The sequence below is a fragment of the Bacillota bacterium genome (assembly GCA_040754675.1).
GTDB lineage: Bacteria > Bacillota > Limnochordia > Limnochordales > Geochordaceae > Geochorda.
Genome location: JBFMCJ010000356.1, coordinates 1 through 4,361 on the forward strand (window position 1 = coordinate 1; position 4,361 = coordinate 4,361).

Genomic DNA, 4,361 nt, shown 5'->3' on the forward strand with positions numbered 1-4,361 from the left:
GCCGAGGCCGGCCCGGGACCGGCCTGAGGAGACCGTCGGGTGGGGGCGTGGCCCTTTGGGAGGGCGCCGGCTTCGCACGCCGGAGGTGCGGGTTCGATTCCCGCCGCCTCCACCATTGAGATTTCAGCAAGGTGCCTCGCGCCGGTGAATAGAGGGGAGGCGGTGACGTGGCTGAGCGTATTCCCGCCACCCTTTGGGTGGGCGGGTCCATTACCCGCGAGCAGTACGAGGAAATCAAACGGCTTATCGAACAGGAGGGCGAGCCGTTCCTGTCCACGGTGGAGCCGGACAGCCTGGTGTGCGGGGCTGACAATGCTCTTTGTGGGGAGTTTCGCGACCTGGAGGAGTACCTGGTGCGGCACGGCATCCCGTTCAACCGCCATACAGAAGCGAAGTACGAGTACGATGCCACGCTGCGCGTGTTCAGGCCGGGAATGTTCGATGAGTACGCTCCTGCCAACCAGGACGGCAACGTGGTGGTGCTGGCGGAGGACGTCCGGCAGGCGATTGCCACTACGACAGCCCGGGAAGACCTCGTCCGCCGGCTGGAGGAACTCACGCGCGCGTGCGTGCCGCTGCCGCCCCTGGTGGTAAAGGATTGAGGAAATGTTGGACGGCGAGCACGGGAGGGAGAGAAGATGCCGCAGTACCTGGTGAGAACGAACTGCGAGTACTCCATCGTGATTGAAGCTGCCAGTGCGGACGAGGCCATGGAGAAGGCCCAGGCCATCGACGTTGAAGAGTGGAGCCAGGCCTGGGCAGAGCTAGAAGTAGAAGAGCTCGAAGGAGGTGGGCCCCCTGAGCCTTGAGCCGCACGCGGCCGGCCAGCTCATGTTCGATTTGGGTGTGGCAGAGGAAGAGGAGGGGCACCGTGAGGGTGCCCCTCCCTTTGCTTCCACGGCAGACCGGGCGGGCCCCGGGGACACGGCCCCGGCAGCCTCGTCAGCGGCAGCCCGGGCCTCCACACGCGGCTACCGTCAGGTAAAGCTCCGGCCGGAAGACGAGTGGACGCCCGAACACGTTCACTCGTACCTTTCAGGCCTGGGTCTGCACCCGGACAACCTGGTGGTGGGACCGGACATGCTCAAAGAGCTGCCGTTTGGCGGGGTCCGCCGGGTGGACTGGGCGGAAGGAGCGCGCAGGGCGTGCTTCCCGCTTCGGTTCCTGCCCAGGTGGAGGTGGGGGCCGTACTTTGTTACCGCCTTGGGCCAAGAGGGCCTCATCCTCGGGCGCCCCTGGGTGGCGCTGGCCCGCGAGCCGTCGGGGCTGAGGCCTTACTGGCTCAGCAACCCATATCACCCACCGCGTTCAGGGGAAACGGACGAGCCGATCCTGCCCGCGTGCTTCACCATAGGGAATCCGCGCCAGGATGCTTTCGGAGGGAGGCGGTGCGGGTGTCTGAGGAGGGATGGGTGACCTTCCGCGACCTGGATACGGCACGGGCCGCCTTCGCGCTCGGCCCGGTAAAGTACCGGTGCCTGGCGTGCGGCAGAGTGCATACCTCCGGGACGTACAGCGGCCAGAAGTGCCTGGGTTACCTCAGGGACGCATGCGGCTGGCGAATGACGGAGCCGCCCGTGCCTCCGGTGCCCAAGCGCCTGGAACTGCCCTACAGATTCACCGCAGCCGTCCTAGAAGGGCCCGTGAGGGCCTGGGGGGCTAGCCGGGTTAGGGACCTGCCTGAGTACCTCCTGGCCCTGGACGCCAGGGCAGACCTCAGGGAGGCCCTGGAACGGTGCCTGGCGGAACGCTCAGCCCAGGCCCGCGCTGCGGCTGGCAGGGCGTGGGAGGCTTACAGCCTGCTGTGGCCCTGGCTTGACGCCCTGGCGGAGTACCATCCGCCCTGCACGGTGGTGGCTGTGCAGAGGGCTAAGATGCCGAACGAGCATGGAACGCACTGGGTGGCCCACAGGTTCTGGGTCCGCCCGTCCGTGCCCTGCCCGGTTCCTGAGGCAGGGGAACTGCTGGCTGTTCGGCCCCAGGACTATTCCCTCAACAACCTGGTGTGGTTCGGGTACGGCCGGCGGGGGTTAGGTGCTGTCAGCGTGTGGTGCACCTGGGACCCGCCCGGCCGCGTGCCGACTACTGAGAAGTACGAGGTCCTGCGGCAGTTCTACGGCAGCCCGCCAGAGGTCACGGAGGTGAACGTCCGCGACCGCCATCCCGACGAGCTGCCGCGAGTGCTGGCGGGGGTCACGGACGACCTAGTCCGGGCTATCAGCGCCCCACCCGTATGGGGGATCGCCGACCCGGTGCGGGGGTGGGCCGTAACCGGCCCCCTCCCCTCCGGGTATCTGGGCGCGGCGGGAGAGACGCTTTCCTCGCCGGTTCCGGGGCGGCTGAAGGTGTTCGCCACCGAAGCCGAGGCAGTGGCGGCCGCGGGCGGCGTGAGGTGGCGCGTCGAGGAGTTGGTAGTTGCCCGGGCATAAGTTGCCCGGCCAGCCCAAACCGGTGGGGGGAGGGAAGGGAAGGTGTGGAAGACCACGTGCCCCAAATGCGGTGCCGAAGGCAATCTGTTCGTGGTCGCCGGGAGCTTCAGCGGCTGGATACCGCTGTGCTCCGGCGGGTTCAGCTTTTCTGATGCCACGCGCCTGGACACCGAAGACGAGGTGGTCCGGTGCGACGCGTGCGGAGCAGAGTTCCCGCTGAGCGAGTTGGACGCGGACCTCGAGACCTGAAAACTGAAACCAACCGGAGGTGGTCCAGGGTGCCCGCCGTGTGTATTTCTGTGCGCCCCGGGGGCCGGGGCTGGGAGGTATACGTTGAGACTCCCGACGGCCGGGAGTTTTTGCGTGGCACCAGGCGCTCCCGGGCCGAGGCCCTGCGCCTGGCGGAACGCGAAGCTCGCTGGTGGCGGCGCTTCAACCTGCCCGCGAAGATAGCCGAAGCCGGAGAAGTCCTGGAGGCCGCGGACCGGTGGAGCGAGGCATGAGTGCCGTGTGGCGGGGGTTTTTGCCTTGGGGCCGCCGGAGCCTGCTCTTTGGAGCCCACCAGTTCCTCATCCACCCGCTGTTCGTGCTGGCGGCGTGGTGGAGGCTGTACGGGCGCCCCACGTGGAGAGAAGCGGTGTGCATCCTGGTACACGACTGGGGGTACTGGTCCGCCCGGGACCTGGACGGTCCGGAAGGCAGGAAGCACCCGGAGCTGGGGGCCCGCCTGGCCGGCCGGTGGTTCGGGCCGGAGTACCGGGACCTCTGCCTGTACCATTCCAGGCACTACGCCCGGGAGGCCGGCGCCGAGCCGTCGCGGCTGTGCTGGGCGGACAAACTGGGGATGGCGCTGGAGCCCTGGTGGTTCTACCTGCCCAGGGCCTGGCTGAGCGGGGAGCTGGCTGAGTACCGGGAGAACGCCGCCCGGGCCGGCCTCACCCCGCGTTCGGCCGGGCACCGCCGGTGGCACCAGGACTTCCGTGCCAGGGTGCTGCGCCAGGTCGCCGAACGGCGCGCGTACTTTCCGGCGGGCGGCTGAATTCGGGTAGCCACCGGGTCGTGAGCGGGCTGGGCGGCCCTTGCTGATGGAGGTGGTAATGGTGCGGCTGTTCTTGTACGGCAGGCGCGCGGCCGGCAAGAGCACGGTGGCGGCTTTCCTGTCCGAGGCGGGCGCGCGGGTCTACAAGCTCTCGGACCCCCTCTACCGGATAGCCCGCGAGCTGTTCGGCATGAAGGGAAAAGACAGGTGCCTGCTGCAGGTGCTGGGCGACAAGCTCCGGGAGATCGACCCCGAATGCCTGCTGAACCACTTTGTCTTGCGGCTCTACACTGAGGGGCCGCAGTTCGCCGTGGTCGAGGACGTCCGTCTGCTGCACGAGGCCGAGCGCCTGCGCGCCCTGGGCTTCCTCGGCGTGCTGGTGAAGGCAGCCGATGCCGCCCGGTCCTCGCGGCTGCGGGCACGCGGGGAAGATGTCCGACCAGAAGAGGATGGCCACCGCACGGAGGCGGAGGTGGACCTCATCGTCCCCGACGCCGTCATCGACAACTCCGGGACGTTGAAGGACCTGCGCAAGGCCACGGCGGCCCTTCTGGGCGAGCTGGTTTACCGCCAGGTGGCGCGCCGCGCCCCGGGACAGCGGGCTGAATGCCTCGCCTGGAACCGCTAAGAACAGGTGAGAAGCGGCTTCACCGGCCGGGCGCCGGCCGGTGATGTTTTCGGGGCAGTTGGCCCGGAAAGGCCGTTTCCGGGCTGTGGCCGCAATTGGCGGCCCCGTGTGACGGGGCCGGGGAGGGAGGAACGGAAAATGGGTATCGTGACGGTGTGGCTGCCGGACCCGCCGCCCATGCACGAGGCCAACGCTCCGGAGGTGGTCCACCGCATCTGCCGCCAGAGCCTGGCCATGAAGATGGCCGAGCGGGCTGGCCTGGAGT

General features: G+C 68.4%; 8 protein-coding genes and 1 tRNA gene. All 9 read left to right on the forward strand.

Going from position 1 to position 4,361, the window contains the following annotated elements; genetic code table 11:
• Positions 1 to 41 precede the first annotated feature (41 nt).
• A tRNA-Ala gene (locus AB1609_16680) sits at positions 42 to 115 on the forward strand.
• A 52-nt stretch (positions 116 to 167) separates the two neighbouring features.
• Positions 168 to 602: a hypothetical protein gene (locus AB1609_16685; protein ID MEW6048083.1), complete on the forward strand. Its 435-nt coding sequence runs from the start codon at positions 168 to 170 to the stop codon at positions 600 to 602.
• A 36-nt stretch (positions 603 to 638) separates the two neighbouring features.
• On the forward strand, positions 639 to 809 hold the full coding sequence (locus AB1609_16690) for a hypothetical protein (protein ID MEW6048084.1): 171 nt from the start codon (positions 639 to 641) through the stop codon (positions 807 to 809).
• On the forward strand, positions 790 to 1,416 hold the full coding sequence (locus AB1609_16695; GenBank protein MEW6048085.1) for a hypothetical protein: 627 nt from the start codon (positions 790 to 792) through the stop codon (positions 1,414 to 1,416). The genes AB1609_16690 and AB1609_16695 overlap by 20 nt, the downstream gene beginning before the upstream one ends.
• The gene (locus AB1609_16700; GenBank protein MEW6048086.1) at positions 1,395 to 2,429 is read left to right on the forward strand and encodes a hypothetical protein; all 1,035 of its coding nucleotides are present in this window, start codon (positions 1,395 to 1,397) and stop codon (positions 2,427 to 2,429) included. The genes AB1609_16695 and AB1609_16700 overlap by 22 nt, the downstream gene beginning before the upstream one ends.
• A gap of 42 nt (positions 2,430 to 2,471) precedes the next feature.
• On the forward strand, positions 2,472 to 2,678 hold the full coding sequence (locus AB1609_16705; GenBank protein MEW6048087.1) for a hypothetical protein: 207 nt from the start codon (positions 2,472 to 2,474) through the stop codon (positions 2,676 to 2,678).
• 29 nt (positions 2,679 to 2,707) lie between these two features.
• Positions 2,708 to 2,932 carry a hypothetical protein gene (locus AB1609_16710; protein MEW6048088.1) on the forward strand — a complete coding sequence of 75 codons (225 nt, stop codon included), beginning with the start codon at positions 2,708 to 2,710 and terminating at the stop codon, positions 2,930 to 2,932.
• Positions 2,917 to 3,468, forward strand: a complete 552-nt coding sequence (locus tag AB1609_16715; GenBank protein MEW6048089.1) for a hypothetical protein — start codon at positions 2,917 to 2,919, stop codon at positions 3,466 to 3,468. The genes AB1609_16710 and AB1609_16715 overlap by 16 nt, the downstream gene beginning before the upstream one ends.
• 46 nt (positions 3,469 to 3,514) lie before the next feature.
• Positions 3,515 to 4,096 carry a hypothetical protein gene (locus tag AB1609_16720; GenBank protein MEW6048090.1) on the forward strand — a complete coding sequence of 194 codons (582 nt, stop codon included), beginning with the start codon at positions 3,515 to 3,517 and terminating at the stop codon, positions 4,094 to 4,096.
• Positions 4,097 to 4,361 lie beyond the last annotated feature (265 nt).

Coding starts and splice junctions, on each gene's coding strand:
- AB1609_16690 (MEW6048084.1), top strand. CDS start 639: ATGCCGCAGTACCTGGTGAGAACGAACTGCGAGTACTCCATCGTGATT.
- AB1609_16720 (MEW6048090.1), top strand. CDS start 3,515: ATGGAGGTGGTAATGGTGCGGCTGTTCTTGTACGGCAGGCGCGCGGCC.